Source organism: Collimonas sp. (assembly GCF_035566375.1).
Taxonomy (GTDB): domain Bacteria; phylum Pseudomonadota; class Gammaproteobacteria; order Burkholderiales; family Burkholderiaceae_D; genus Collimonas.
The window spans coordinates 1-24,828 of the sequence record NZ_DATMRK010000027.1 but is presented as its reverse complement, the minus strand read 5'-3'; the positions used below and the strand labels follow the sequence as shown (position 1 = coordinate 24,828).

The window sequence follows — 24,828 nt, the reverse complement described above, 5'->3', positions numbered from 1 at the left end:
CTCGATCAGCTTGGTGATGATGATGTACCAGCTGCCCATCGACATCAGCACCAGGATGATCAGGGTGCCGCGGGCTACGAAGTCGCCGCCTTTCCACAGGGCGTCGAGGCCGTAGGGGTTGTCGACGGTTTCCTTGGCGGCAGGCAGTGGCGGCGGGGTCGGAGTGTCGGCCACAGGGGTAGCAGATGCGGCTTTTGGCGCCTCGGCGACGGCCGATGCTGCAGGTGTCTGGGCAACGGCTGCCAGTGGGGCTGAGATCGTCACGGCGGAGATCATCAGGGCGGCAACCAGGGCGGATAAGCGATTACGAGTGATAGACATACGAATACTCCAAATGTTAGAAAGTAGATTGCCGCAATCGCGACGTGGTAAATGGCTTGCGCTACTCAAGCTTCCAGACATACGGAATCGATGTCGACGATTGCACCGGTTTGCCATCCGCCATCGCGGGTTTGAAATGGCAGAGACTTAACGCTTTCAGCGCGGCTCTATCAAGATCCTTGAAACCACTGCTCTTTGCAATTGATGACTCTACAACGCTGCCATCTATGCCAATAGTCATCTTGACTTGCACGGTACCTTCTTCTTCATTGCGTAACGAAGTTCTCGGATACTCCGGCTTTTCGCAATTACCAGCAATCCTGGCGCTGGTATGCGCAGGCCCTGCTACGCCGCTGGTCGACGGTTGCGCCACGGAGGTAGGCAGATCATTGGTCGGCGGTTTGACATTGGTCACCGCTGCGATCACATCGTCTTGCGGCGGCGCCTGCACTTTCACCTCTGGCGGCGGCACGAACGGTGGTGGCGGCGCAACCGATTTTGGCGGCGGCGGCAGCGGCTTGTCCGGTGGCGGCGGTGGCGGTGGCGGCTTGATCTCTTCGATGATCTTCGTATCTACCGGCTGCTGAATCACTTCCACAACCTTGCGCGCCAATCCGGTCAGCAGCGCATAAACGATAAAGACATGCAGAACCACCACCACGCTGATGCCAACTACATTCCTGGAGGGATTCTTCCCATCCTGCGTGAAATCCATACAACGACTCCTGTTTTTGCGTCTGTTTTTTGCGCCTGATTTCTGGTAGTCCCGGTGTTGACTACAAACCCAAAACCACCGACATGCCGTTACTGAAAAACGGCATGCCGGCTTCTTGCTAGTCTTGCTGCTAGAACTTCAGATGCGCATTCAGATAGAACTGCCGGCCATTCTTGTAGAACGCACGCGGCTGATCTTCATTCAATGCGAAGTACTTCAGGGTCGGATTGTTCAGGTTCTGCCCATCCAGCGTGAAGGACAACTGCTCGCTGTACTTGTAGCCCAATGACATCGCCAGAGTACCGACACCGGCTTGATAGAAGGCCGTGCTGCGATCCAGGCCGCTGTAGAAACTGCTGCGGTAGTTGTAGGAGATACGGGCATTGAAACGCTCATCTTCGTAGTAAGCGGACAGGTTGCCGGTACGCTTCGATGCGCCGACCAACGGGCCATTGCTGGCGTCGTAGGCGTTGATCAAAGTGAGGTTAGTGGCAAAACCGAAGTTTTTACCAAGCGGCATTTCATACCCCAGTTCGATACCGTTCACCGTGCCGCTGGTGTTGATCGGCACCGTCAGCACATAATCGGCCATATAGTTGGCCGGATGATCTGCCGTGCTGGTGACATAGCTTCTGGTGACCGTGCCCAAACCGACATAGCTGCTCAGGTTCATATTGAAGACGCTCGCCGACACCAATGAACGCGGCGCAAAATACCACTCCAGCGAAGCATCGAAGTTGTTCGACGTGATCGGTTTCAGATTAGGATTGCCGCCAGTACCGGAACCGATGGCGCCGAACGCCGCCGGCGGCGTCAATGTCACCTGGCCTGCCAGCGAGGAATAATCCGGACGGGTCATGGTCTTGGATGCGGCAAAACGGGCAATCACATCTTTGCTCAAGTCGAATTTCAGGTTCATGCTTGGCAGCACGTCGACGTAGGTATTGTTGTCGTACTGCTTGATGAACGGACCGAAAGCCGAAGTAGTGATTGCGCCAGGCGCGGAAGCTGCTGCGGCGACGTTGGAAATGACATTCTCTTTGGTCTGCACTACCCGCACACCGAGATTACCGCTCCAGTGATTACCTTCGAAATTGCCCTGCAGGTAACCGGCGGTATTTTTTTCCTTGACCGAAAACTCGGAATTCCAGTCTTCACGCGTGACCGGATCGCGATTGGTGAAGGCGTTGTAAGCCGCCAGCTGACCCGGCGAGTAATACCAGACATTGGTCGGGAAACCGCTGCCCAGGCCGCTGCCGAAATTCGACGGGAAGTTGGAGTAACCCTGCGGGAAATTGGCTGGATTGGCGGCCGAATTTGCCGCACCAGGATTGCCGGCGTTCAGTGGTCCCTGGCCGATCACGCCATCGGAACTGCGTTTGTGATCGTTGTAACGCAGACCAAACTGGATGGTGGACAGTGTGCCCCAGCCGGCGGAAAATTCACCGTCAGCCTGAGCCCAGTTTTCCTTATCCTTGACATTGATGTTCTGGTCGCCAAAGATCCAGCCGAACTGTGAACCGGCAGGGCTGGCGTTATTGGTCGCTCCCAGATTCCAGTTGGCGGCGGTGCCCGTGCCGTTCAGTTGATAACCCGCGCCGGCGCCGACACCGACATTCCACTCCGCCACGTTCTGCGTCGGGGTTTTACCTTCGCCGGTGGAAGTTCCCAGCTTGGTAGTGAAAGTCAGTGCGTCGGTTGCGCGCCACTTGGTGCCAAGCTCAACAAAGTTGGAGCTGGCGCTTTCGTCAGGGCGTGAAATCTGATCGTAGACGCCATAGTTGGTGCCGGCTACCGGTGCAAAAGTGGCCGATGTCAGCGTATTGTTTTTCACCGTATAACCAGGATTCGGCGATTGGCCGGCGCCAGCGTTGATCACCTGCGCACCCCAGAATTCATAACTGCGATTGTAGTTGGCCGCCTTCATTTCCGAAGTGAAGGCATTGACGTCGAACGAGAAGTCGTTGCTGACCTTGAACTGAGCGTCGATCAAACCGCCGGTGCGTTTGCGCTGTTGTTCAAACAGCGCCGAGTTGATCAGGTTAGGCGCATATACGCCAGCCAGGTCTGGATGTGCAGTGGCGATAGCGCTGCCCGGAGCGATCTTGGTATAACCAAGAATTTCCTGGCCTTGCCGTTGCAGATGGCGCTCTTCCGAAAAAGCTTGCACCAGGATGCCGAAGGTATTCGCTTCGTTTTTCCAGTTCACCAAGGCGCTGATTTGCGGATCGGTCTTGCCTGGCAAGTCGGCATACACGGCGCCCAGGGTTGCCTCTGCCGTAAATTGCTTCTTGAATTCGAGCGGCTTGCGGGTAATGATATCGACCGAACCGGCGACGCCGCCTTCCACCAGGTTAGCCTGGGAACTCTTGTGCACCACTACCGAGCCAACCAGTTCGGAAGGCAGCAGCGTGTAGCTGACGCTGCGCCCGACCTGGCCGGATTGATCCAGCACGAACCAGTCGCCGGACGCCACGTTGTGGCCGTTGATCAGAGTTTGCGTCAAGCTTGGATTGGTACCGCGCATGCTGACCCGGTCGGCTTCGTCGAAACCGCCTTCGGTGGCGCCGGCGTTACCGATGGTGACGCCAGGTACGCGTGACAGCGAATCGGCAACGTTCTTGTCCGGCATCTTGCCGATATCTTCGGCGGTGATGACTTCCACGTGCGAATCGGCATTGCGCTTTTGCGTCAGGGATTTCTGCAACGAGCCGCGAATGCCGCTGATGGTGACCTGCTCGATCTGCCCCCCCTTGTCGGTGTTCTTGCTGTCAGCCTTCGGAGCTGAATCATCTGCTTGCTGCGCATACACGGGCATGGCTGCCGCCATGACCAGTAACGCGACTGCGGATGCTATTGGTGTTAAATTTTTATTCACTTACCGTTCTCCCCATCGATTGCGGCCCGGCAAACCTGAAGCAGGCCATTTTTTCATTGACTTCTCCACGCTGCGGCTTGAGCTCACTTCAGGCCGGCAAAGGGGAGAACCTTTTTTCGATACAGTCGCCAATACAACAAGATCCAACCAACAAGACGCCGCATATCGCCGCTTGTAAAACAACTCCCCCGGTCAGTCCTTCTCCAAAAACCGTCTGAGGGCGATGCCGTGTGTACCCGCCCCACACCAAGCTGCTGCATCTGCCTTACTTCAACGCTAAAGAACCAAGCTCAAGAATTTCATTTGGAAACGTTGCGCTGGGGACACTCTAGGGACGGCAAAAGTGGCTGTCAATAGGCATTCAACTGGTATTACATAAATAAATTATTGGTATCAAAATTGATAATTCGTATATCTATATATACCGTTGTTTACATTCATTATTTTGCTTTGCCACACGGCTGTTGTTTAGTTGACTGGACTGGTCGCTTTTTTTCAAAATTGGACCGGCACGAATGTTATTTTTCTCAAAAATGAGAATTTGTTGGATTTGAAGTGGAACTTCTTCAAAGCAGGCAAGTCGCTGCTGCGGAGCATTGTACTTACTCCTTATTTTTCGCAATTCCCCCTATGAAAACACTCATTTTTTACGCAGCCGAAGCAGCGCCAATCTTTGGCATGTCTCGACAAAAATCAGGGTGAAATTGAATATCCCGGAATTTTTCCCATCTTTTCTCAAGACAATCCAAAAACCAACGCTTGAACCCAGAGGCATTACCCCAGAAACACTAAACACCCTGCATTGCAGCATCACTAAAAAATGGAAAAACAGGCATCCAATACCAGTTCATATTGGTAGTTTTTTGTAATACCACTTTGGTGCATGCGCGGCACTAAAGTGGTGAGAAACATCTGCCTTAAAACAAGGCAGCGCCCGGCACGATGGCTGTACTGGAATGTACAAAACCATCCCTGCCACGAGAAAACCCGTTACAGCTGCCGACGAGATGCAATTAATTTGAATGAAGTGTGTGGTGCAGGCGCCGTATAGAATCGGCAACAGATCAAGGATCGGAATGGTGCGCCGCGGAACGGCGCTTTGGCTTTCTGGGGAAATGCGAGCGCGCTGCCTGGCTTGAACGGTTTTGCTTGCGGCACTGACGCCGAACCGAATCCGCAAAAAAAAAAGCCCCAAGTGCAATACACCTGTGACTTTTTTGGCAAGAATAATTTTTATTCTAATTGAGAGTTAACACTGCACATAAGAGACAGTGCGTGCCTATGGTCTCCAGATTCCCGATGTCCTGCTCGCCGCTACGTCATTTCTGCCATTTTTGATGGCTTCATTTGGTATAAGTCGCCGGGTCGAATATCTTGCTGTCAAACTTGTCCAACTGCTTCAGCGAAACGGGCTCCTGGATCGTGACATAGGCGAAGGTAATATCGGTGAGCGGCGACTTGCCGCGGAAATAGAGTACCACCGGCTTGCCATCGGTAGTCAGAGGCTGAGCGCTTCCGTCAATACACATCGCTTCCGCGCCGAGCGCGTTCATCACGGAGTCGGACGCGGGCAGGCAACGCAGTTTCACACCATTGACGGTAAGTGCTTCAGAATAGGCAGATGTAGCCCCGCTCTGGGCCGCTTTTTCAGCGGGCAAGGAGACACCTTCCTCGACGTGCCAATGATTCTCGCTATCCTGGCTGACTGAAGTCGACTTGCCGTCATTAAAAATAAAAATGTCGGCCTGCTTACTAGGTTCGATCCGGAATTCGCAACCGCTTTCTGGAACCATCTTGTCCCCAACCAGATTGTACGGATGCTCAACCTTGCGCACATAGTTGGTTCCATCCGAAATCACGGTAGTCCGCTCGGAGACGTAGTCAGCTGGCGTGTCGGGGAATGGCTTAACTGGAATGTTGAGCATTTTGGCGGCCACTGTGCACCCTTCATAAGCGGCTTGACGCGTCATCGTGATTATCGCGCCGGCTGGCTCGGTGCGCTCGATCTGCACCATTTCGCGCACCGTGCGGCCATTATCACCCTTGCTTGCGGATGATGCTGCGCTCCTCTCACAAGCAACCAGCCAGACCGCCGACGACGCTACAAAAATGATTTTTGCGAGCAAATTTTGATTAACTACACGCGTAGCTAAAGCCGATAACTGCATGGGTCGTTTCCCTCAAGGTAAAAAGCAATATAGGATTTGGGATGCTAAATTAGCATATTTCCCAAAAAGAAATATTTCTTTTGTGACTATTATCTATATTTGGGATTGATTGTTGGGTCATCTTGCACGTTGAGTGCGGCAAGCAAACGCACTGCCGACAACCGATGACGCGGTCCATTTGGTAAGAGCAAACCGGAATGGAAAAACAAAAAGCCCCGAGCGCGTTGCACTCGGGGCTTTTTGAGCAAGAATAATTTCTTATTCTGCGTTGGTTGCGGGGGCAGGATTTGAACCTACGACCTTCGGGTTATGAGCCCGACGAGCTGCCAGACTGCTCCACCCCGCGTCTGAAAATAAAAAGCCTTAAGCGCTTTCACTTAAGGCTTGATGCGTAAGAATAACTTTACTGCTTGCCTTCTTACTGTAACTGGTTGCGGGGGCAGGATTTGAACCTACGACCTTCGGGTTATGAGCCCGACGAGCTGCCAGACTGCTCCACCCCGCGTCTGAAGAATGAAAGTATATAGTGTATTGCAGTGCAATGCAACCAATACACACAATCGGATTAAGAACAGCCCTAACGATTTAGCGATGCTAAACTTCCAAACTACCCTGTTATCCTGAAATATTCCGTGTCAACATGATCAGGACTTGCTTCTAGCCTGTTCAGACTATCGATTCAATCTACCTATTGCAGCCTATGAAATTTTGTTCCGAATGTGCGCATCCCGTCAGCCTGCAAATTCCGCCGGACGACAACCGCATGCGTTATGTCTGCAGCAACTGCGGCAGCATTCATTATCAGAATCCGAAAATGGTGATCGGCTCGATTCCGGTTTGGGAGCACGACGGCGAGTTGCGCTTGCTGTTGTGCAAACGCGCGATAGAACCGCAATACGGCTATTGGACGCTGCCGGCCGGTTTCATGGAAAACGATGAGACCACCAGCGATGCGGCCCGCCGCGAAACACTGGAAGAAGCCGGGGCGCGGATCGATCTGCACGAGCTGTTTTCGCTGCTGAACGTGCCCCATGTGCATCAGGTGCATCTTTTCTACCGCGCCACCTTGCTCGATCTGGATTACGCTGCCGGCATTGAAAGCCTGGAAGTCGGCTTGTTCACCGAGGCTGAGATCCCGTGGGATGACATCGCCTTCCCTACGGTCGAGATTACCTTGCGCGCCTTCTTTGCCGACCTCAAGAAAATCCGTCAGGAAGACGGCCATTTCAGCTTGCATACGCAGGATATTTTCAAACCCATGCGCCGCGGCCTAGCCGCTAAATAAAGCGTCAGCGGAGCCGCGATGATTCCCTGGCTTGAACTGGACAGCCCGTTTCCCGATGTCAGCAAGGCCCTGACTGAAGAGGATGGCGCCGCCGGCCTGCTGGCGGCCGGCGCCGACTTGTCGCCACGGCGTCTGCTGGACGCTTATCGGCACGGCATCTTCCCCTGGTTTTCCGAAAACCAGCCGATTCTCTGGTGGAGCACCGATCCGCGCATGGTATTGAAGACCGACCAATTCGCTGTCTCCGCCAGTTTGCGCAAGACCTTGCGCAAAGTGCATCGCAGCGTTGCTACCGACCGGCGCTGGCAGATCCGTTTCGATTTCGCCTTCGAACAAGTGATGCGCGAATGCGCCGCGCCGCGCCGCGACGCCGCCGGCACCTGGATCTCGGAAGATATCGTCGCCGGCTACCGCGCCCTCCACCGGCTCGGTTATGCCCATTCGGCGGAAGTATGGCTGGACGGTAAACTGGTGGGCGGCGCGTATGGCGTCAGCATCGGCCACATGTTTTACGGCGAATCGATGTTCACCCGGGTCAGCGACGGCTCCAAGATCGCGCTGGCTTACCTGGTGCATTTCCTACGCCAGCACGGTGTGGCAATGATCGATTGCCAGCAGCAGACCGACCATCTGGCGTCGCTGGGCGCACAAGCGATAGCGCGCAGCGAGTTTCTGCAGCACTTGAAACTGGCCATCAACCAGCCGCAAATTCACGACTGGCGACCGCTGCCATTGTTTGCCGATTAAAAACAGCGGTAAAAGCCGTTGCAGGTCCTTATGTAAACTGAAATTACGGTGTAAATTACAGATATATGTCATCGATATGTGATCAGCCGGAATGCACATGACGCACCTAAAAGATCTGCCCTTTTCGACGCTGCAGTTTTATGCCACCGCGCCCTATCCATGCAGTTACCTGGATCATCGCCAGGCCCGCTCGCAGGTAGCGACGCCGTCGCATCTGATCAACGCCGACGTCTATTCGGAGCTGGTGAAGAATGGTTTCCGGCGTAGCGGCATTTTCACTTACCGGCCGTATTGCGACGGTTGCCAGGCATGCACGCCGGTACGCACGCTGGTGGCCTCGTTCAAGCCGAATCGCAGCCAGCGCCGTGCCTGGGACCGGCACAGCCACCTGACCACGCTGGTGACCAACCTGGCGTATGTCCACGAGCATTACGATCTGTACCTGCGCTACCAGACCGCGCGCCACAGCGGCGGCGGCATGGACCAGGACAGCCGCGACCAGTACGCCCAGTTCCTGCTGCAAAGCAAAGTCAATACGCGCCTGGTCGAATTTCGGGAAGCTGACGGCACTTTGCGCATGGTGAGCATTATCGATGTCCTGAACGACGGTTTGTCATCGGTCTACACCTTTTATGATCCCGATGTGCCCGGCGCCTCCTACGGCACCTATAACGTCTTGTGGCAAATCGGCCAGGCCAGGCAGCTCGGCATGCCCTATGTCTATCTCGGCTACTGGATCAAGGAAAGCCCGAAAATGGCGTACAAAATCAACTTCCAGCCGCTGGAAGCGCTACGGCAAGGAGAATGGAGTGCGTTAAAATAGCCGGCGCAGTTTTTGCTGCGCCTGTTTTTCCGTCTGTTTTTCCGCTTATTTCTTACTGATTTCACCATCTTACCCAGCCGCCTACCGTGCCAGCCAAACTCCTGTACGCCTTTGCCCGCCCCGCCCTGTTCTCACTCGATCCGGAAACCGCCCACAATCTGACCCTGCCGGCATTGCGCCGCGCCGCCGCCCTGGGGCTCACTTCGTTCCTCGGCAAGACGCCGGCCGATCCGCGCACGGTGATGGGCGTCACTTTCCCGAATCCGGTCGGTCTGGCGGCTGGCTTGGACAAGGACGGCGCTTACATCGACGGCTTGGCGGCGCTCGGCTTCGGCTCGATTGAAATCGGCACGGTGACGCCGCGCGCTCAGCCCGGCAATCCCAAGCCGCGCATGTTCCGCCTGCCGGCCGCTAACGCCATCATCAATCGCATGGGTTTCAACAATGGCGGCGTCGACGCTTTTGTCGCCAATGTCCAGGCTTCCAGGTTTTACCAGGAACGGCAAGGCGTGCTGGGGCTGAATATCGGCAAGAACGCCGATACGCCGATCGAACGCGCCGCCGAAGACTATCTGCACTGCCTGCAAAAAGTCTATCCCTACGCCAGCTACGTGACGGTCAATATTTCCTCACCCAATACCAAGAACCTGCGCCAGCTGCAAGGCGCATCGGAGCTGGACGCCCTGCTGTCTCAGCTCAAGCAGGCGCAGCAAAAGCTGGCCGACCAGCACAAGCGTTACGTTCCCATCGCCTTGAAGATCGCACCGGACATCGACGCCGAACAAATCAAGACCATCGCCGACGCCCTGCTGCGGCATAAGATAGACGGCGTGATCGCCACCAACACCACCATCAGCCGCGAGGCTGTCCGGGGCTTGCAGCACGAGAATGAAGCCGGCGGCTTGTCCGGCGCGCCGGTATTGGCTTTATCCACCAGCGTGGTGCGGCAGTTGCACGGCGAGTTGGGCGATGCGCTGCCTATCATCGGTGTCGGCGGGATTTTCAGCGGGGACGATGCGCGCGCCAAGATTGCTGCGGGCGCCTCGCTGGTGCAGTTGTATAGCGGCCTGATTTATCGCGGCCCGGCGCTGGTGCGCGAATGCGCGGCGGCGTTGCGTCAGAAGAACTGACGCAAGCGCGGCCATACTGCATCAAGCGTCGTCCGGCTTCACTTCAGATTTGCGCGGGCGGCGGCTGCGGGCGGCGGGCTTGCGCGGCGTTTTGACTGCTTTAACCGTTGCATCTTCCGCTGGCTGAGCCGACGCTTCGGCGGCCGCTGGTGTTTCGACAGCCACCGACGTTTCCGGCGCTGTATCGACAACCTGAGCGACAACCTGAGCGACAACCTGAGCGACAGCTTCCGGCACAGCCGCTGCGATTTTCTTTTCGGCCGGCTTGCGGCCTCCGCGTCCCCTGCGGCGGGCTTCCGGTTTGGCGCCGCTGTCCTCAGCCGCTGCTATCACTGAAACTGCCGCAGTTTCGAATACTTCCAGCACTGGCGACGGTGCTGCCGCAGGCTGTTCCGCCACGGCTTCACTGGCGTTCGCGCCACCGCTACTGCCACCATTACTGCCACTACTGCGATACACATAAGTCCCCGATTTCTCGTCACGGCCGAATTCGAGCAGACCGCGTGCCTGCGCTTCTTCCAGCAAGTTGCCAAAGGCGCGGAAGCCGTAATACGACTCGCTGAAATCAGGCTTGCGGCGCTTGATCGCTTCTTTCAACACGGAGGCCCAGATCTTGCCGCTGTCGCCGCGTTCGGATACCAAGGCGTCGAAAGTCTCAACCGCCATCTCGATCGCCTGGTTCTTGCGTGCTTCCAACTCTGCCTTGCGCCGCTTTTCTTCATCGGGCGAACGCTTGGTGGCCGGCTGGGTTTCCCGCGTACCGCGCTTGGCGGCCGTGCGCCGGCTCTCACGCACCAGGTCGTCGTAAAAAATAAATTCGTCGCAGTTGGCAACCAGCAGATCGGAAGTCGATTGCTTGACGCCGACGCCGATCACTTGCTTGGCGTTCTCGCGCAGTTTGGAGACCAGCGGTGAGAAATCGGAGTCGCCGCTGATGATGACGAAGGTATTGACGTGCGATTTCATGTAGCAAAGATCGAGTGCGTCCACCACCAGGCGGATGTCAGCCGAATTCTTGCCCGACTGCCGCACATGCGGGATTTCAATCAGCTCGAAATTGGCCTCGTGCATGGTGGCCTTGAACTCCTTGTAGCGCTCCCAGTCGCAATAAGCCTTCTTGACCACGATACTGCCCTTCAGCAGGAGGCGCTCCAGCACTGGCTTGATGTCGAACTTCTCGTATTTTGCATCGCGTACGCCGAGCGCGACGTTTTCGAAGTCGCAGAATACTGCCATGCTGAGGTTTTCCGGGGATGATGCCATAAGTCTATTGTTCTCCAATGATGAGCTGGGCTTGACGAGCTTAATATTCATGCACTACAGCCGACATCCATGCCAGCGATTATAGCCAACAACGCCGGACCCGAAGCCATTCCGGATAAGATTCCAACGAGATACCGCAAGGCACCCGTCACCGTGGCTTACTTCTCTCGCAGCGCCGCCTTCAGCCCCGTCACCCAAGACCTGGCCGGCAAGTTCATGCTGCGCCGGATGCTTGCGGCCGTTTCGTACAGTGTGCTGAAATCCAGCTGCGGTGCGCGCTTGAATGCGATCACGATGATATTGGCGTCATGCACTTCAGGCAGGCAAAGCACGGTATCAAACGCCAGTTCCATCGCCTGCAGGTTCTTGGCATAGTTCGGATAGTCGCCGAACAGGTTGACGGTCATCACGCCGTCCGCCGTCAGGCATGTCGCGCAAGCATGATAAAACTCGGGCGTGTCCAATACCGGTCCACGCGCATCGGCGTCGTACAGATCCACTTGCAGCACGTCGACGCTGCCGTGGTTGGCGCGCTCCGTCACAAACGCCATTGCATCCATGTTGAGTACATTGAGCCTGGTGTCGTCCAGCGGCAGTTCAAACATGCTCCGGCAGATATCGATAACGGCGGGATTGAGCTCGATCGCCGTCACTCGCACTTGCGGAAACTGGCGATAGCAGAATTTGGTCAGCGCCGCGCTGCCCAGGCCGAGTTGCACAATATGCTGCGGCTGCAAGTTGAACAGCGTCCACATCATCATCTGCTGCACGTACTCCAGTTCGATCGCATCCGGTTTGCGGATACGCATCGCGCCTTGCACCCATTTGGTACCGAGGTGAAGAAAACGCACCCCCTTGTCTTCTGAGATGGTCGCCGGAGAGTGTGGCTGGCCGGGCGGTTCTTCTGCGATGGCTTTACTGTGCATGAGCATGACTATGGTTTGAAGCGGGTATTGGGTAGGCGGGATGATAGCGCGATGCCAGTTAATGGCTAGTGCTCATTATCCTGTGATCGCTTGTTTGCCGATAGATTTTTGTACCAGCAGCTGGCATGCGCTGTGAGTTACCCACAGAAATTGTGAGTAGCCCTGTGGATAACCACCCCACTAACTCGCTAAGCTATTGATTTAATGAATTTTTCTGCTAGTGGTACAGAAGCGCGCAAAGAGCGTGAATGTCGACTTGCATAGCATGAGCGCTGCCTCTCGGATAACGGCATGCCGCATGAGTTACCCACAGAAATTGTGAACAGCCCTGTGGATAACTACCCTGCTAACTCCCTAAGCTATTGATTTAATGCCTGTTTCCCGTAGTGGTACAGAAGCGCGCAAGAAAAAGCCCGCTGGCCTTGCGGCAGCGGGCTAAATCCGAATCCGGAGAGGATCGGAGGAGACAAGGCGAAATCGTAATACCTTAATATGACAAGGCCGTGACCGGAGCTGCAACTGATCCTGGTTTAGAGGTCATACTCAATTTCGACTCAGGCGATTTTCAAGAGACGCTGCTCAAAATCCCCCTTGTGTACCGCACTGCTGCTGGCGCTATGCGGCTCTGCCTGCAACGCTTCAACGATGTCTTCGCGCTTCAGCTGCGGTGCAAACTGCAAAATAAAATCATAGGTATAGGAGCGCAGATAAGCGCCGCGCCGCACCGCCAGCCGGGTCACATTGGAGGCCAGCAGATGCGATACCTCAATCGAGCGCAAGCCGTTCTGGCGGCTGTGCTCGGTGGCCATCGACGCCACCAGGCCGACGCCCAGGCCGAGCGATACATATTGCTGAATCACATCCGAATCCATCGCTGTCAAGACGATATCGGGCGTGATGCCGGCGGTCCTGAAGGCGGCGTCGATGTGGCCGCGGCCAGTGAAGCCAACGTCATAGGTAATCAATGGGTAGGCTGCCAGATCGGCCAGGCTGAGCGGCCCGCTGATCTCCAGCAAGGGGTGATGCTCTGGCACCACCAACACGTGGCTCCATTCATAGCATGGGAAGGAAATCAATTCCTTGAACTGGGTCAGGCCCTCGGTGGCGATGCCGACGTCGGCCTTGCCAGAGATTACCCAATCGGCGATATGTTCCGGCGAGCTTTGCTGCAAGGCGATGCGGACATCGGGGAAACTGGCGCGGAAGCCTTGCACCACGCGCGGCAAGGCGTAGCGCGCTTGGGTGTGGGTGGCGGCCACGGTCAAAGTGCCGCTAGTTTCGCCCGAGTATTCCTGGCTGGCCTGGCGCAGGTTTTCTGCTTCCTGCAATAGCCGTTCGACGATCTTCAAGATGCCTTTGCCGGGATCGGTCAAGCCGATCAGGCGCTTGCCGTTGCGGATGAAAATATCGACGCCGAGTTCTTCTTCCAGTTCGCGAATCTGGCGGCTGACGCCTGGCTGCGAGGTAAATAAAACGTTAGCTACTTCGGTCAGATTGAAACCGCAGCGGGCTGCTTCGCGGATCGAGCGTAATTGTTGAAAATTCATATTTTTCTCCTTGCCTTACCGAGTTGTCTGTTGATCGACGAACACTTGCAGGCGGCGCGGACGCACCACCAGGGTTTCGCCGTCTTTTAAATTGAGCTGCTTGAAGCGCTCGCTGGATATCACCGCTTCGATCAGGCCGCCATCGGCACCATTGGCGCCGTCGCTGCGCTCCAGTTCCAGCTGCGCCAGCGGCCCGATGGCGTGGGCGCGCCGCAGTTGCACCACGATGCCTTCTACGCCGGCACTGTAGCGATCGATCTCCAGATCATGCGGCCGCACATAGCCGATGCCTTGCGCGTCTTGCGCGGTCGCGTGTTCAGGGGCGTCGAAAACGGCGCCGCCGGTATCCAGCAGACCTTCATGCAGGCGGCCGTGGAACAGGTTGACGTTGCCGAGGAAACCGTAGACGAACGGCGACGCCGGGTGTTCATAGACTTGCTGCGGCGCGCCCACCTGCTCGACATTGCCCTTGTTCATCAAGACGATTTGATCTGCTACTTCCAGCGCTTCTTCCTGATCGTGGGTGACGAAAATACTGGTGACGTGCAACTCATCGTGCAGGCGCCGCAACCAGCGCCGCAACTCCTTGCGCACCTTGGCGTCGAGCGCGCCGAACGGTTCGTCCAGCAGCAGTACGCGCGGCTCCACTGCCAGCGCCCGCGCCAGTGCAATCCGCTGGCGCTGGCCGCCCGAAAGCTGCGGCGGATAACGGTCGGCCAGCCAATCGAGTTGCACCAGTTCCAGCAGGCTGCTGACCTTTTCACGGATTGCGCTTTCGTTCGGACGTTGGGCGCGGGGCTTGACGCGCAGGCCGAAGGCGATGTTTTCAAACACCGTCATGTGCTTGAACAAGGCGTAGTGCTGGAATACGAAGCCGACCTGGCGCTCGCGCACGTGGCGCGATGAAGCATCTTCGCCTTCCAGCAAGACCTGGCCGCTGTCCTGCGCTTCGAGGCCGGCGATGATGCGCAGCAAGGTGGTCTTGCCGCAGCCGGAAGGCCCCAGCAGCGCGGTCAGTTCGCCTGTCGGAAATTCCAGCGAGACATTATTCAGCGCGACAAACTCGCCGAAGCGTTTGTTGATGTTGCTTACCTGGATGCTCATGCCTGCTCCTGTCCTGATTGATGCACTGCGTTGTGCGGCAATACCGTCTCCCGCAAACGCCATTCGATAAACGATTTCAGCGCCAGAGTCAGCAGCGCCAGGAACGCCAGCAGCGAGGCCACCGCAAACGCTGCCTGGAAGTTGTATTCGTTGTACAGAATCTCGACCTGCAAGGGGATGGTGTTGGTTTCACCGCGAATATGGCCGGACACCACCGACACCGCGCCAAACTCGCCCATGGCGCGCGCATTGCACAAGATCACGCCGTACAGCAAACCCCACTTAATATTCGGCAAGGTGACGTGGCGGAAAGTCTTCCAGCCTGAGGCGCCCAGCACCAGCGCCGCCTCTTCTTCTTCGCTGCCCTGCGCTTGCATTAGCGGAATCAGCTCACGCGCCACAAATGGGAAGGTGACGAAAATCGTCGCCAGCACGATGCCCGGCACGGCGAACAGGATCTTGATATCGTGCTCGCGCAGCCACGGGCCGAACCAGCCTTGGGCGCCGAACAACAACACATAAATCAGGCCGGAAATCACCGGCGAGACTGAGAACGGCAGGTCGATCAAGGTCAGCAAGAGGTTTTTGCCACGGAATTCAAACTTGGCGATGCTCCACGAGGCGGCGATGCCAAACACCAGGTTGAGCGGCACCGCGACGGCGGCAGTCAGCAGGGTCAGTTTGATGGCGCTGATGGCGTCCGGCTCGATGATGGCCGCCAGATAGGCTTCCCAGCCCTTTTTGAAGGCTTCGGCAAAAACCGATAGCAGCGGCACTACCAGGAACAGGGTGAGGAACAATAACGCCACTGTCATTAACAATGTGCGCACCCACAAAGGCTCCAGGGTGGCGTTGGGCACATGGATCGGCTCGCCTCTTGGCTGCGGCTTGACGGCAGGCGAAGCAGCGGCAGCCCGATTGACGGGTGAATCAACGGGTGAGTCAACTGGTGAGTCAACGGGTGAATCAAAATTACGGGCGGTAGCGCTCACGTCCGGCTCCTAGGCTTTGACCGACTGGCCGCGCTTGCGGGTCCAGGCTTGCAATACGTTGATCGCCAATAGCAACAGAAACGACACCGTCAACATGACCACTGCAATCGCGGTGGCGCCGGCATAGTCGTACTGCTCCAGCTTGGTAATGATGAACAAGGGAGTGATTTCGGACACCATGGGCATATTGCCGGCGATGAAAATGACCGAGCCGTATTCGCCGGTGGCGCGCGCAAAGGACAGCGCAAAACCGGTTAACAAGGCCGGGAATATGGCGGGGAAAATCACCCTGGTAAAAATCTGCCAGTGATTGGCGCCGAGACTGGCGGCGGCTTCTTCCAACTCTTTCTCGGCATCTTCCAGCACCGGCTGCACGGTACGCACCACGAACGGCAAGCCGATAAAAGTCAGCGCCACTAATATGCCTAACGGCGTAAAAGCGACCTTGACGCCCAGCGGCTCTAGATATCTGCCGATCCAGCCATTGCCGGAATACAGCGCGGTCAAGGCGATGCCGGCCACCGCCGTCGGCAGCGCGAACGGCAGGTCGACCAGGGCGTCGATCAGCTTCTTACCGGGAAACTTATAGCGCACCAGCACCCAGGCCACGATGCCGCCGAAAAATGCATTGAGCAAGGCCGCCAGCAAGGAAGTACCGAAGGTCAGGCGATAGGAAGCCATCACCCGTGGCGAAGTGACGGCGGCAATGAAACCGTCCCAGCTCAGGGTGAAGGTTTTGAGAAACACCGCCGACAGCGGGATCAGCACAATCAGGGCCAGGTAAAACAGGGTGAATCCTAGCGACAGACGAAACCCGGGCATCACGCGGAACGGCGTGGCGGTTTTGTTTATCAAGCCTTGATCGGTAAGCACGGCGGCTGTCATACATCGTCCTCTTATTACAAATACGGCTAAAGAGCGAAGATAATCTCACCGGTTTGTTATAAAGAGAACGAACTTTTTTGCATGTGTATAGAATGGATTTGCATAAGGGAAATGTTTACATCCCTGCTTTGAGCAAGGATTGTTTGCCTTAAAAGCAATGAATAGTCTGACTCAGACCGGCTCAAATCCGGCATTTCTGCGTTCTGTCCCCCTGCATTCCCACAACGGCACGCCAAATCCGCTGCATTCCAGTCGGGCTTTTTTGTATTCTGCTCCGCGATTTCTGCAGATTGTCGCAAGCAGCTGGCGACTTGCCCTGCCCCTCCCTAAAGTGACGACATGCAACAACGTCAGCCACACAAGTTAATCGACTAAATCAGCCACCTTACGGAGAACAAAAATGAACACAGCACGCCAAGCACTGATCGCCATCCTGTCCATCGCTACTCTGGCTGGCAGCATCGCCCCAGCACAAGCAGCAGCGCAGCAAACAGAAATCTCGACACTGCCAGCCATCACGATTATCGGCAAGCGCCCTAGCCATCCGGAAATCATGCAAGCCGTGACGATTGTCGGCAAACGTCTGAGCCCACAGGAAAAACTGGCTCTGGCACAACAGGAAGGTAGCCTGCCGGCCATTACCATCATCGGCAAACGCCTGAACCGTGAACACAAGGCAGTCCTGGCACAAGCCAACTGCAAGCGGGCTGTCATCTAAGCCAGCCAGCCGCCGTTCCGTAGCAGTTCCACAGCAGGAGATTGCAAATGAAACCAGCATCCCGATTATTGGTCGCCGCTACCTTGTTAGCGACCTTGAGTTTAAGCATGACCGTCAGCCCGGCCATGGCCGCAGCGCCGGCCAGGAAAACCGCAACTCAGGTGCAGGCCGAAGAAATTCCGCAGCTGCCGCCCATCGTGATTATCGGCAAGCGCATGACAGTGGAAGAAAAAGTGGCTTTTGCGCAGCAACAGCACGCCCAAGGCATGAAAAAAGTGGCACGCAAGAAAAACGAAAAGACAGGCATGTCAGCGCTCAGCGCTCTTTGAGTCCCGCTCTTTAAGTCCGTATGGCAAAACGATCAGACTGTCGCCTCTGTTCCGTTTAGAATGACGACAACTTTGCCGGGTTACCGCACAAACTGCCTTTCCCTCTATGCCTATCCATGAATTCTGATTCCTTCACCACCTTCAAGAAAAATGCATCGATCGCCACCGTCTATCTGTCGCGGGGGTTCGACAAAGTGGCAAGCTGGGTTACCCAGCTCTCGTGGTGGAAGTTCCTGCTATTTGCTGCGCTGGTGCTGGCGGCTGCCGGGATTTTGCAAGAAACGCTGTTTTCTTCCGAAGAACTGATCATCGAGAAAGTCAGCAAGCATAACGGCAAATCTTCAAAAGCCAGCAAGCCCGGCAATACCGATATCCGCATCGACGACACCGGCGTCCATATAAAAACCGGCACCTATACCTACGATGGCGATGACGCCGCGAGTACACCGGCAACGCCGACGCCGCCTAAAACGGAGGCAGAAGCCGGCGCCGTCGCTGCACCGCCAGCCCCACCGGCAGCGCCAGCAGCCCCAGCGCCCTCTGCCCCCGGCAACGCCGCCAGCCTGCACCTGAGCTTGCCGCCGGACGCCACCCAGGATGTGAATCAGGCGATCAACGATGCGGTTGCAGCCATTCATGAAGCGGCGGCTGAAAAAGCGGAACAGCAGGTTGCCCGCTACCAGAAAAAATCTTCCGAGTGGTTCGTGAATTTTGTGCTGCTGCTGCTGATCGGCTTATTTGGCACCAAGGCTTTGATGGGTGGCAAGAAACGCGCCGAAGCGCGGGCCCAGGCGGCCAATGCCGCCGCCGAGCACGCCAACCTGCAGCGCGAAGTATCGGAAGCCAAGATGCAAATGATCCAGGCCCAGGTTGAGCCGCATTTCCTGTTCAACACTTTGGCTTCGGTCGAATACCTGATTGAAACCGATCCACCGCGCGCCTCGGCCATGCAAAAACGCCTGATCCAGTACTTGCGTGCGGTATTGCCGCAAATGCGGGAAACCTCCACTGTCACTACGCTGGGACGGGAAGTCGACATTGTGCGGGCTTATCTGGATCTGTTGAAGATGCGCATGGAAGAGCGTTTGATCGTCGATCTGCAAGTATCCGACGGCTTGCGCAGCGCGGCCTTCCCGCCGATGATGCTGCAATCGCTGGTGGAAAACGCCATCAAGCACGGGTTGGAACGCAAGGCGGATGGCGGCACCTTGCGCATCAAGGCCGAAGTGGCTGACAATAAGCTGCGTGTCAGCGTGACGGACGACGGCCTCGGTTTCGGCGCCTACCCCAGCAATGGCACCGGGTTGGGATTGCAAAGTATCCGCGATCGCCTCAAACTGTTGCACGGCGCCGCAGCACAGTTGGAGATTGCCCCCAACAGTCCGAGTGGCGTATGTTCAACCATTGAAGTGCCGTATCAGGTAGTCGGCGCCGGCAAGACCAAGCCATAGAAGTAACAAGTAACAACAGGGAACACGCATATGAAATCGATCTCACGCCTTGCTTTTGTCCTTACACTGTCCGCTGCAACCATGATCTCTCTGATCAGTTGCGGCTCCAGCGCGGCAGCCGACGTCGTCAAAATCGAGCGCCCGGTGGGCGATTTCCAGCAAGTGGAAATTCTGGATGCGGTCAATGTGTACCTGACCCAGGGGCCGGCCAAACCCGCGGTGATCGAAGCCGAGGCCAGCATCGCTCCGCGGGTTGAACTGGAGACCAGCGGTTCGGTATTGAAAGTCCACTTGAAGGGCAATTCATTTTTCACCAGCCATCACGATATCAATGTTTACCTGACCGCGCCTGAAGTGAATGGCTTGAGCGTCTTCGGCTCCGGTGATCTCAAGCTGGTCGGCAAATTGAGTTCGAAAGACAGCATCAAGATATCCATCTCCGGCTCAGGCAGCGTCAACGGTGAATTGAATACGCCTACGGTCAGCGCCTCTATCGCCGGCTCCGGTGATATCAAGGTCAAAGGCAAGACCCGCGATCTGCGGGTATCGATTGCCGGCAGCGGCGACTACGATGGTTTCGGCCTGATGGCTGAAAACACCAGTGTGTCGATCGTCGGCAGCGGCGATGCGCATGTTTATGCCAGCAAGAATTTAAACGTCTCGACCGCAGGTTCTGGCGACGTCTCGTACAGCGGCGACCCGCAGGTGCGCTCCAGCATCATGGGTTCTGGCTCAGTTAAAAAACGCTAAACTTTTTATTAAAATCCGCCTATGCCTACCGCTATCATTGCCGACGACGAACGTCTGATGCGCGACCAGATCCGCCTGCGCCTGAGCGAGGCGTGGCCGGAGCTTGAAATTCTCGGCGAAGCAAAAAACGGCGATGAAGCGATCGAACTGGTCGATCAGCTGCAACCCGACTTCACCTTTCTCGATATCCGCATGCCGGGTAAAACCGGGCTGCAGGCGGCGCAGGAAATTGGCGGCAAGAGCCATATCGTCTTCATCACCGCCTACGACGAATATGCGATTGAGGCTTTCGAGCGCGGCGCGGTCGATTACATCCTGAAGCCGGCCGAAGCCGAGCGCCTGCGCCTGACCGTTACTCGGCTCAAGGCCAGGCTAAGTTCGACCCCGGCCGATATGGGTACGATGCTGACCCAGCTTGCCAAGCAAATGGGGATCGCCACCAAACCGGTCTATCTGCAATGGATACAAGCCAGCATCGGTCAGCAGCTGCGGCTGATTCCGGTGCAAGAGATTCTGTTTTTCCGCTCCGATGAAAAATACACCAGCGTCCAGACCGCCAGCTACGAAGCACTGATCCGCAAGCCGGTGCGCGATCTGGCGGAAGAGCTCGATCCCGATCTGTTCTGGCAGATTCACCGCGCCACGCTGGTCAACGTCAACGCCATCGACGGCATCACGCGCGACCTGCGCGGCCGCCATCAGGTACTGGTCAAGGGACATACAGAAAAACTGGAAGTGAGCCGCAGTTTCATCCATTTGTTCAAACAGATGTAAGTTTCTACACTAAGCCAGCAGCGCCTTGACGAAATCTTTCTTGGCGCCGGGCGGCGGTATCTCGAATTGCAGGGCCGATTCCACATGATGCAAATGGTGCAGCATCAGCTCGACTGCCCTTTCCGTATCGCCCGCCTTCGCCGCCTGCAGGAATTCCACATGCTCGTCCGATGAACATGCCGCATCTCTGGTGGACTGATACAACATGGTGATCAGCGAACTGCGGCCGGCCAGCTTGGTCAAGACATCGGTCAAGACCTGGTTGCCCACCGTGCGCGCCAGCAGAATATGGAAATCGCTCAGCAGCCTGGAGCGGATTTGCGGATTTTCCTTGGATAGCGCCTCGCGCTCCTGCTGCAAATGCTGCTCCAGCACCGCATAGTCGGCAGCGCTGGCCTTGGCCACGAATTCGCGCACCAGCGCAGCTTCCAGCACCCGCCGCACGAAAAATATCTGGCGCGCCTCTTCTTCCGTCGGCTGGCTCACGAATGCGCCTTTGTCAGGCACCAGGTCGATCAACTTGTCTTTTGCCAGCATCACCAGCGCCGCCCGGATCTTGGTGCGGCTCACGGAATACAGGCGCGCCAGGGCTTCTTCGCGCAATTTGGTGCCGGGCGGCAGGCGCTGCTCGGCAATTGCAGTCGTGATATCGGCCGCAATATCGTCAGAACTGTCGGCGCCGGATGGGCTGGGAGACAGGCTCATGTTCTCGATTTCCTTGGTGCTATGTTCTAAAGATCAAAATTGTACTGGTAAATGAGATACCTTCAAAAAATAAGAATCTGGTGCGCCCGACGCTTGCGGCGTCGGGTCTGCTGGTTTTCTACTGATGGCTTACAGCGAGCGGCTGTCGGCCGCCATTTCCAGGTTTTCCTGCTCCTTGAACTCATCCTCCAGCGCAGCCGGACGGGCGCCGTTCAAAACGGCATGGGCACGCACCTTGTCGATATCTTTTTCCCACACCGCCACCACCACGGTCGCCACGCAGTTGCCCAGCAAATTGCCAAGTGCGCGGGCGATGCCCATGAACCAGTCGACCGACAACACCAGCACCAGCCCGACCACCGGGATCGCCGGGATAGCGGACAAGGTGGCGGCCAGAATCACGATCGCCGAACCTGGCACGCCGTGCGCGCCTTTCGACGTAATCAAGGCAACCGCCAGAATGGCCAGCAGATCGGTCATCGCCAGCGGCGTATTGGTGGCTTGCGCAATGAACACGGCGGCCAGGGTCAGGTAAATCGAGAAGGCGTCCAGATTAAAAGAGTAGCCGGTCGGGATCACCAGGCCAACGGTAGAATCCTTGATGCCCATGTACTCCAGCTTGCGCATGATCTGCGGCAGGACGCTATCCGATGAAGCGGTCGCCAGCACCACCAGCAATTCGGCGCGCAAGTATTTGATCAGCTTGAAGATGCTGAAACCGGCGAGGCGCAAGATGGTGCCGAGTATTGCAAAGACAAAAATCACCACCGCAAAGAAATACAGCAACACCAGGAAACTCAGCTGTTGCAGCGAGCCGACGCCATATTTACCGACCGTGAAAGCAATCGCGCCGAACACGCCGAACGGCGCCAGCCGGATGATGAAAGACATGCATTTGAAAAATGCCTCCGACATGCTGTGCACGATGCTGACGATAGGCGCTGCCTTTTCACCGATCAGCGACAGGGCCGAACCGAAAATGATCGAGAACAGCAGCACTTGCAGCACATCGCCGGAAGTAAACGCGCTGACCACCGTATTCGGGATGATTTTCATCACAAAGTCGGCAAAACTGCTGCCTCTGACCTTGTTCGCGGTTTCCACATAGCTGGACAGTGCATTGGCGTCCAGCGTATCGGGATTGATATTCATGCCGACGCCAGGATGGAACACGAACGCCAGCAGCAACCCCAGCACCAGCGCCAGCGTGGTCACCACTTCAAAGTAGATCAGCGCCTTCAAGCCGACCCGGCCCACCTTCTTCAGTTCGCCCGCGCCGTAGATGCCATGCACCACCACGCAGAATACGATCATCGGGATGATCATCTTGACCAGCTTGATAAAACCGTCGCCCAAAGGCTTCAGGCTTTCTCCGAATTTCGGGAATAACACCCCAACCGCGATTCCCATGACAAGTGCTATCAGCACCTGGCCAAACAGTGATTTATAAAAGCGCCGCACGTTCGTCTCCTAATTGTTTGTTTGGTTTATACCAATTTATAAGTCTGGATCCACCCCGATTCAAGCTTTGAAAAGCGGCGCCCCGGATTCAATATAATGCATTCACTTATTGTATGCAATATTTGAATTCAAGAGTATTATTCAAAAAACCCAAAAAAACCCGTCATCAACATTTCACTCGGCAAGGAGACACAATCATGCAGTGCAATACAGCAACATCGGCTGCTTGCGGCCAACAGATCATGGCTTGGGCGGACCAGCTGGCGCAGTTCAGCGAAGCGCCCGACATGCTGACCCGCACCTATCTGACCAGCGCCCACCACGGCGCGGCGGCGCAATTGGCGGAATGGATGTGCGCCGCCGGTATGAGCGTAAGGCGTGACATGGCCGGCAATGTTATCGGCCGCTATGAAGGCCTGACGCCGGATGCGCCGGCGCTGCTGACCGGCTCCCATTTCGATACCGTGCGCAACGGCGGCAAGTACGACGGCAATCTCGGCATCCTGCTGCCGATTGCCTGCGTGCAGCAATGGCATGCAGTCGGAAAACGTTTCCCTTTCGCCATCGAAATCATCGGCTTTGCCGAAGAAGAAGGGGTGCGCTTCAAAGCCACCTTGCTCGGCAGCCGCGCCGCCGCCGGCACTTTCGACATGGCGGTGCTGGATAACCTGGACGACGCCGGCCACAGCATGCGCGACGTCATGGCCGCCTCCGGCTTTCACGCCGCCGGCCTGGGCAAAGCTGCTTACGCGCCGCATGCGGTGCTGGCGTTTGTTGAAGTGCATATCGAGCAAGGGCCGGTGCTGCTCAACCATGAATTGCCGCTGGGCGTGGTGACCGCCATCTCCGGCGCTTCGCGTTTCATGGTCGAGATCGAAGGCCTGGCCGGCCATGCCGGCACCGTACCGATGGACATGCGGCGCGACGCCGCCATGGCGGCGGCGGAAATCGGCCTGTATATAGAGCAGCGCTGTCATGGCACGCGCGGCCTGGTTGGCACCGTCGGCCAGTTCAATGTGCCGAATGGAGCCGCCAATGTGGTGCCGGGCAAGGCGATTTTTTCGATTGATATACGGGCCGAACAAGACCCTGTGCGTCAGGCCGCGGTGGCCGATGTGCTGACCCAGATCGAGCAGATTGCACAGCGCCGCAATGTCGTGGTTCACAGCCGCAAGACCCATGAAGCATCCAGCGTCCCTTGCGCGCCGTGGCTGCAGCAGCAATTGGCGAGTGCGATTGAAACCAGCGGATTAACCGTGAAACATTTGCCGTCCGGGGCCGGTCATGACGCCATGGCAATGGCCGCCATCACCGATGTGGCGATGCTGTTCGTGCGCTGCGGCAATGGCGGCATCAGCCACCACCCGGACGAAATCATGAGCGCCGATGACGCCGCCCTCGCCTCTCAGGCATTCAGCCGCTTCGTCGAAAATTTTAAACACTGATAAACACTGATTTACTTTCTTTGGATTTGAACATGACTAATACCACCATCACCATCGACGGTTTCAACCTGACCGCCCAGCAAGTAGTCGACGTCGCCCGCGCCCCGCATCTGCCGGTGGCCCTGGCCGCATCTTCACGCGCCGCCCTGAAAGAAAGCCGCGACTACATCGAGTCGACCTGGATGCACGACGAAGCGCCGATGATGTACAGCTTCAACACCGGCGTTGGCCTGTTGAAAGACACGCGTATCAAGGTCGAGCATATCGAGTTGTTCCAGACCCAGCTGATCAAGGCCCATTGCGCCGGCATCGGCGAACCGTTTTCGGAAGAAGTCAGCCGCGCCACCATGCTGTTGCGCGCCAATGCTTTCGCCAGCAATTATTCGGCGCCGCGGGTAGAAGTGGTGGATC

The 24,828-nt window shown here is 56.6% G+C and carries 22 protein-coding genes, 2 tRNA genes and 1 pseudogene; 11 read left to right on the top strand and 14 right to left on the bottom strand.

Annotation, left to right across the window (positions count from 1 at the left end; translation table 11 throughout):
- From VNZ60_RS07165 to VNZ60_RS07140, 6 genes and pseudogenes are all read right to left on the bottom strand, one after another.
- Positions 1 to 321: pseudogene (locus VNZ60_RS07165) on the bottom strand (MotA/TolQ/ExbB proton channel family protein); the annotation flags it as partial.
- A 61-nt stretch (positions 322 to 382) separates the two neighbouring features.
- Complete coding sequence (locus VNZ60_RS07160) at positions 383 to 1,036, bottom strand: energy transducer TonB (RefSeq protein WP_325657736.1); 654 nt, start codon at positions 1,034 to 1,036, stop codon at positions 383 to 385.
- A 130-nt stretch (positions 1,037 to 1,166) separates the two neighbouring features.
- A complete protein-coding gene (locus VNZ60_RS07155; RefSeq protein WP_325657735.1) occupies positions 1,167 to 3,914 on the bottom strand; it encodes a TonB-dependent receptor in 2,748 nt (915 codons plus the stop codon).
- A gap of 1,343 nt (positions 3,915 to 5,257) precedes the next feature.
- Positions 5,258 to 6,082, bottom strand: coding sequence for a hypothetical protein (locus VNZ60_RS07150; protein ID WP_325657734.1), 825 nt, complete (start codon positions 6,080 to 6,082; stop codon positions 5,258 to 5,260).
- A 269-nt stretch (positions 6,083 to 6,351) separates the two neighbouring features.
- Positions 6,352 to 6,428, bottom strand: a tRNA-Met gene (locus VNZ60_RS07145).
- 82 nt (positions 6,429 to 6,510) lie between these two features.
- Positions 6,511 to 6,587 (bottom strand) — tRNA-Met (locus VNZ60_RS07140).
- Between the two features lie 195 nt (positions 6,588 to 6,782).
- On the opposite strand from VNZ60_RS07140, the gene VNZ60_RS07135 reads away from it, so the two are divergent.
- The 4 genes from VNZ60_RS07135 (at position 6,783) to VNZ60_RS07120 (ending at position 10,067) form a co-directional block, all read left to right on the top strand.
- Positions 6,783 to 7,367 (top strand): NUDIX hydrolase, encoded by a 585-nt coding sequence (locus VNZ60_RS07135; protein ID WP_325657733.1) that lies wholly within the window; start codon positions 6,783 to 6,785, stop codon positions 7,365 to 7,367.
- An 18-nt stretch (positions 7,368 to 7,385) separates the two neighbouring features.
- Positions 7,386 to 8,114 (top strand): leucyl/phenylalanyl-tRNA--protein transferase, encoded by a 729-nt coding sequence (gene aat, locus VNZ60_RS07130; RefSeq protein WP_325657732.1) that lies wholly within the window; start codon positions 7,386 to 7,388, stop codon positions 8,112 to 8,114.
- Between the two features lie 97 nt (positions 8,115 to 8,211).
- Complete coding sequence (locus VNZ60_RS07125) at positions 8,212 to 8,937, top strand: arginyltransferase (RefSeq protein ID WP_325657731.1); 726 nt, start codon at positions 8,212 to 8,214, stop codon at positions 8,935 to 8,937.
- Positions 8,938 to 9,023: 86 nt separating this feature from the next.
- Positions 9,024 to 10,067: a quinone-dependent dihydroorotate dehydrogenase gene (locus VNZ60_RS07120; protein WP_325657730.1), complete on the top strand. Its 1,044-nt coding sequence runs from the start codon at positions 9,024 to 9,026 to the stop codon at positions 10,065 to 10,067.
- Between the two features lie 21 nt (positions 10,068 to 10,088).
- Here the strand turns inward: VNZ60_RS07120 and VNZ60_RS07115 are convergent, their stop codons facing one another.
- The 6 genes from VNZ60_RS07115 to cysT all read right to left on the bottom strand — a co-directional run bounded on the left by VNZ60_RS07115 (position 10,089) and on the right by cysT (position 16,784).
- Positions 10,089 to 11,330: an NYN domain-containing protein gene (locus VNZ60_RS07115; protein ID WP_325657729.1), complete on the bottom strand. Its 1,242-nt coding sequence runs from the start codon at positions 11,328 to 11,330 to the stop codon at positions 10,089 to 10,091.
- Between the two features lie 158 nt (positions 11,331 to 11,488).
- Positions 11,489 to 12,256 carry a spermine/spermidine synthase domain-containing protein gene (locus VNZ60_RS07110; RefSeq protein WP_414648791.1) on the bottom strand — a complete coding sequence of 256 codons (768 nt, stop codon included), beginning with the start codon at positions 12,254 to 12,256 and terminating at the stop codon, positions 11,489 to 11,491.
- A gap of 554 nt (positions 12,257 to 12,810) precedes the next feature.
- Entirely contained in the window at positions 12,811 to 13,803 is a 993-nt protein-coding gene (locus VNZ60_RS07105) for a CysB family HTH-type transcriptional regulator (RefSeq protein WP_325657727.1), read from the bottom strand.
- 15 nt (positions 13,804 to 13,818) lie between these two features.
- Complete coding sequence (locus VNZ60_RS07100) at positions 13,819 to 14,907, bottom strand: sulfate/molybdate ABC transporter ATP-binding protein (protein WP_325657726.1); 1,089 nt, start codon at positions 14,905 to 14,907, stop codon at positions 13,819 to 13,821.
- Positions 14,904 to 15,722, bottom strand: a complete 819-nt coding sequence (gene cysW / locus VNZ60_RS07095; RefSeq protein WP_414648792.1) for a sulfate ABC transporter permease subunit CysW — start codon at positions 15,720 to 15,722, stop codon at positions 14,904 to 14,906. Before cysW ends, VNZ60_RS07100 begins: the two co-directional genes overlap by 4 nt.
- Positions 15,723 to 15,908: 186 nt before the next feature.
- Entirely contained in the window at positions 15,909 to 16,784 is an 876-nt protein-coding gene (cysT, locus tag VNZ60_RS07090; protein ID WP_325657725.1) for a sulfate ABC transporter permease subunit CysT, read from the bottom strand.
- 400 nt (positions 16,785 to 17,184) lie between these two features.
- On the opposite strand from cysT, the gene VNZ60_RS07085 reads away from it, so the two are divergent.
- From VNZ60_RS07085 to VNZ60_RS07065, 5 genes are all read left to right on the top strand, one after another.
- Positions 17,185 to 17,502 carry a hypothetical protein gene (locus VNZ60_RS07085; protein ID WP_325657724.1) on the top strand — a complete coding sequence of 106 codons (318 nt, stop codon included), beginning with the start codon at positions 17,185 to 17,187 and terminating at the stop codon, positions 17,500 to 17,502.
- 47 nt (positions 17,503 to 17,549) lie between these two features.
- Complete coding sequence (locus VNZ60_RS07080; RefSeq protein WP_325657723.1) at positions 17,550 to 17,831, top strand: hypothetical protein; 282 nt, start codon at positions 17,550 to 17,552, stop codon at positions 17,829 to 17,831.
- A gap of 116 nt (positions 17,832 to 17,947) precedes the next feature.
- A complete protein-coding gene (locus VNZ60_RS07075) occupies positions 17,948 to 19,282 on the top strand; it encodes a sensor histidine kinase (RefSeq protein ID WP_325657722.1) in 1,335 nt (444 codons plus the stop codon).
- A gap of 30 nt (positions 19,283 to 19,312) precedes the next feature.
- Positions 19,313 to 20,032 (top strand): head GIN domain-containing protein, encoded by a 720-nt coding sequence (locus VNZ60_RS07070; RefSeq protein ID WP_325657721.1) that lies wholly within the window; start codon positions 19,313 to 19,315, stop codon positions 20,030 to 20,032.
- Between the two features lie 21 nt (positions 20,033 to 20,053).
- Positions 20,054 to 20,806 (top strand): LytR/AlgR family response regulator transcription factor, encoded by a 753-nt coding sequence (locus VNZ60_RS07065; RefSeq protein ID WP_325657720.1) that lies wholly within the window; start codon positions 20,054 to 20,056, stop codon positions 20,804 to 20,806.
- Positions 20,807 to 20,815: 9 nt separating this feature from the next.
- Here VNZ60_RS07065 and VNZ60_RS07060 read toward each other — a convergent pair whose 3' ends face one another.
- Both VNZ60_RS07060 and VNZ60_RS07055 read right to left on the bottom strand, forming a co-directional pair.
- On the bottom strand, positions 20,816 to 21,511 hold the full coding sequence (locus VNZ60_RS07060) for a GntR family transcriptional regulator (RefSeq protein WP_325657719.1): 696 nt from the start codon (positions 21,509 to 21,511) through the stop codon (positions 20,816 to 20,818).
- A gap of 129 nt (positions 21,512 to 21,640) precedes the next feature.
- Positions 21,641 to 22,972: a C4-dicarboxylate transporter DctA gene (locus tag VNZ60_RS07055; protein WP_325657718.1), complete on the bottom strand. Its 1,332-nt coding sequence runs from the start codon at positions 22,970 to 22,972 to the stop codon at positions 21,641 to 21,643.
- A gap of 197 nt (positions 22,973 to 23,169) precedes the next feature.
- On the opposite strand from VNZ60_RS07055, the gene VNZ60_RS07050 reads away from it, so the two are divergent.
- Both VNZ60_RS07050 and VNZ60_RS07045 read left to right on the top strand, forming a co-directional pair.
- On the top strand, positions 23,170 to 24,417 hold the full coding sequence (locus VNZ60_RS07050; RefSeq protein ID WP_325657717.1) for an allantoate amidohydrolase: 1,248 nt from the start codon (positions 23,170 to 23,172) through the stop codon (positions 24,415 to 24,417).
- Positions 24,418 to 24,449: 32 nt separating this feature from the next.
- On the top strand, positions 24,450 to 24,828 hold a 379-nt coding region (locus VNZ60_RS07045), incomplete at its 3' end, for an aromatic amino acid lyase (RefSeq protein ID WP_325657716.1).